At 68.1% G+C, this 3,288-nt stretch carries 2 protein-coding genes and 3 pseudogenes; 1 reads left to right on the top strand and 4 read right to left on the bottom strand.

The genetic code is table 11. The features are described from left to right. Positions 1-571 (top strand): annotated as a pseudogene (locus VKI00_RS27350) (aldehyde dehydrogenase); the annotation flags it as partial. Positions 572-576: 5 nt separating this feature from the next. On the opposite strand, the gene VKI00_RS27345 reads toward VKI00_RS27350, so the two are convergent. The 4 genes and pseudogenes from VKI00_RS27345 to VKI00_RS27330 form a co-directional block, all read right to left on the bottom strand. Next, entirely contained in the window at positions 577-1,242 is a 666-nt protein-coding gene (locus VKI00_RS27345; protein ID WP_324443816.1) for a GNAT family N-acetyltransferase, read from the bottom strand. Next, positions 1,166-2,078: pseudogene (locus tag VKI00_RS27340) on the bottom strand (cytochrome c biogenesis CcdA family protein). Before VKI00_RS27340 ends, VKI00_RS27345 begins: the two are co-directional and overlap by 77 nt. Next, complete coding sequence (locus VKI00_RS27335) at positions 2,075-2,623, bottom strand: protein disulfide oxidoreductase (protein ID WP_324443814.1); 549 nt, start codon at positions 2,621-2,623, stop codon at positions 2,075-2,077. The pseudogene VKI00_RS27340 and the gene VKI00_RS27335 overlap by 4 nt, the downstream one beginning before the upstream one ends. A 71-nt stretch (positions 2,624-2,694) precedes the next feature. Further along, positions 2,695-3,279: pseudogene (locus VKI00_RS27330) on the bottom strand (SDR family oxidoreductase). Between the last annotated feature and the right edge of the window lie 9 nt (positions 3,280-3,288).

The following is a 3,288-nucleotide window of genomic DNA, read 5'->3' as shown; positions in this document are numbered from 1 at the left end:
GTCGATCTGCGACCTCGGCGGGATGGCGTGTGTCAACACCACCGCCGTGCTCTACGAGGGTGATGCCGTTCCACTGGCGCGCGCGATCGGCGAGCGGCTCGCCACGATCGCTCCGCTGCCCAACGTCGACGAACGAGCCGTGCTTCCCACCACGCCGATCGACAACGCACGAAGCATCGCAGGTTATCTCGAGGCGAAGGCTGCAGGCACCGTCGCGGTGCTCGGCGCCGATCAGGTGGTCGCCGACCTCGGCGACGGCTACGCGGCCTTGCGCCCGGCCGTCCACCTGCTGAGCACACCCGATCCGGAGATACTCAACATCGAGCTGCCGTTCCCGTGCGCGTGGGTCTCGCCGTGGTCACGCGGTGACGGTCTCGCCCCGTTGCGACATTCCCTGGTGATCAACGCGATCACCAGCGACGAAGACCTCATCGACGAGTTGGTCGGCGAGCCAACTGTTAGCAACGTCTACAGCGGCCACTACCCCACCTACTACGCGGCACCCGGCATCCCGCATGACGGGTTCCTGGCGGACTTCCTGATGCGTAACAAAGGCTTTATCCGCGACTGAGGCGCCTACGAGGGTTTGACGCCGGGCGCGCGGACCACCATCGGCACGGCGGGAAAATACGCGGCCATCTCTGACCGCGACTTGCGCAGCGCGGCGGTCCCGTAGCCCCTCTTTCGGTAGTCGGGGTGGATCCAGATCCGGACATCCACCTCGCCGCCGAGGAGCTCGCCGAAAACCATCCCGACCTTTTGCTGCCCCTCGACGGCCACGAACCACGCAGCCTCCTCGGCGTAGGCACGGGCCAACGCCGCCCCGATCTCGTCGTCCAGACTGCCGGCCGGCCCACCCGAGCCGTCGCCCGCGGCACGCATGTCGTCGGTTCGCGAGGCGAAGATGTCGCGGTCCGACTCACCGGCGAACGGGCGCAGGACCAGACTCTCGCCCGAGCTCGCGGGCCGCTGTTTGAGGGTGAAGCTCAACTGACTGTTCAAATCCTCGAGCTCGGCCGCGATCTTTCGGCGTGCATCCTTCGTGAGCTGGTCGAACGACATCCCCATCACCGCCTCGCCGCCGAGGCGGGAGGTGTGAAGCAACGCCGCAATCGCCTCGACCGCGCCGGCCCGGTTGTCGGCTTCCACGATCACGTCGAGCACGTCATGCCGTCGATCGAGCGCGTTCAGCAGTGCATCCGTGATCTCGCGGCGGGCGGCGACGTGGTCGTGATCGGTCATGGCGTAAGCCTAGAGCAGCGCACGGCACCGCCAGCACGATCAGCGCGGCCACTAGCGGCCAGGCCCCCAGCGTGTCGACCTGGCGGACCAGCCAGGCCTGCACCCGGCCGGCGGATTCGACGATCGCGTCGTTCGGACTGGCGTTGGCGAAGTACAGCCGGATTTCGAAGTAGCCGTATTCGCTCACATAAAGTCCGGTCAGGAGCACGACGACTCCGGCGATCCGGCTGGCCTGGGGAAGAATTCGGCGGCGTACGCTACCGGCCGCCGACCCGGCAACGGCCACCGCGAGCGCGGCCATCCCGACGGTGACGCCCATGCCTGCGGCGTACGCGAGGAAACCCAGGACACCGGTGAGCGCCGATCCGTGTTTGACGGTCGTGCTGATGACCGCGAGAAACGGTGCGACCGTGCACGACAGCGAGGCGATCGCGTAGCCGATACCGTAGCCGTACATCGACCGCAACTGCGCCGTGGGAGCGCCGCCGGACGGCTTGGGCACGATGACCGTGATGTCCTTGCCGGCCAGCAGCCATCCGGCAAGCACGATGAGCAGCGCACCGATGACCACGGTCGCGAACGGCAGGTATCTCTGGGCGGAGGCTGTCACCGGCGATATCAGCAGCCCGAAAACGCCGAACACGGTGACGAATCCGGCAGACATGGCCACGGTGGCCGCGCCCGCGCGGGCCACCGCCGCCGCACGCGAGGAGTCATTCCCTGCCGCCGGCAACCACCAACACCAGGTAGCCGGGCAGAAACGCGAAGCCACACGGATTCAGCGCGGCCGCCAGCCCGGCCGCCACGGCGAAGCCGAGGCCCACGGTGTCGATCACGGGTTGACCAGCGCGGTGACCCGCTGGCTCAGGTCGGCATCCGACAAGGGTTGTTTGACGACGTCGATGCCGCCGTCGGGGCGGATGAACGCGTACGCGGGTTGGCGCGTTACGCCGAATTTGGCCCAGACCACGCCGTCGGTGTCGGCGAGTTCAGTGAATCCGTTCACTGGGTATTTGCTGACGAATTCCTGCATGGCCGGCGCCGTGTCCATGTCCAGCCCGGCCACTCCGACGAAGGTCACGGCAGGATGGGCGGCCGCGATCTGGCCGACGGCGGGGGCTTCGCGTTGGCAGACCGGGCACCAGGGCGCCCAGAACCACAGCACGGCGGGTTTCCCGAGAAGACCTTGACCGCTGAAGTCATGCCCATCAAGGGTTTTCGCGGTGAACTGCAGCTGAGCCGGCACAATCTGCCCGGTTGTCGGGCTTACCGCCGCTGGTGCGCTGTGCCCTCGCGTGAGCTGTGATCCGGACTGAGAACCGCAGGCCGCGACCACGGCCGCCACCACGGCGAGGCAGGCGATCAGCCGGGCAAGCGTCACGTGATTCCTTTCCGCGCCTACCCGTGTACACGACGTGGCCTCACGCTGGGTTCACCGCCGGGCGGGCCGCCCTACCAGGTCTGCTCAGCGGCGCGCACGAGGATTTCGTTGATCGCTACCCTGCGGTCGCGGGTGACCATGTAGGTCACCGCGTCGGCGATGTCCACCGGCCGCAGCATCTCGATGCCCGCGGACTGCCGGTCGAGTGCGTCACGGAAGTGCTGCGGTAGCTGGGTGCTGATCTCCGTGTCCACCCTGCCCGGCTCGACGATGCCCACCCTCACTCGCTTCTGGAGCACCTCTTGGCGGACGGCTTCGCTGAACGCGTTGACACCGAACTTGGTCAGCGCGTAGACGGCGGTGCCCGGCCGTGCGACCCGGCCCGCGGTGGAACTGATGGTGACCAGGTCGGCGACTCCGCGGGGCGCGTCGGTGGCTCAGTTGATGAGGTGCGGGAGGGCGGCACGCGTCACGTGCAGGACGCCGAGCACGTTGACCGACACCATCTCGTCCCAGTCGTCGAGCGAAGCCTCGGCGGCCGGGCCCATCCGCATGAGTCCGGCGTTGTTGACCACGATGTCCAGCCGGCCCAGTCCGGTGACGACCCGCTCGACGGCGGCGCGGGCGTCCCGGGCGTCGGCGACGTCGGCCGGCACGACGAGCGC

The sequence above is a fragment of the Mycobacterium sp. genome (assembly GCF_035314665.1).
Taxonomy (GTDB): domain Bacteria; phylum Actinomycetota; class Actinomycetes; order Mycobacteriales; family Mycobacteriaceae; genus Mycobacterium.
Note: the sequence above shows the minus strand (reverse complement) of the source record. Positions and strands in the feature narration are given on the sequence as shown.

What these genes read in the sequence shown, in the direction of transcription:
- VKI00_RS27345 (WP_324443816.1), bottom strand. Translation starts at nt 1,242, where the DNA reads ATGACCGATCACGACCACGTCGCCGCCCGCCGCGAGATCACGGATGCA.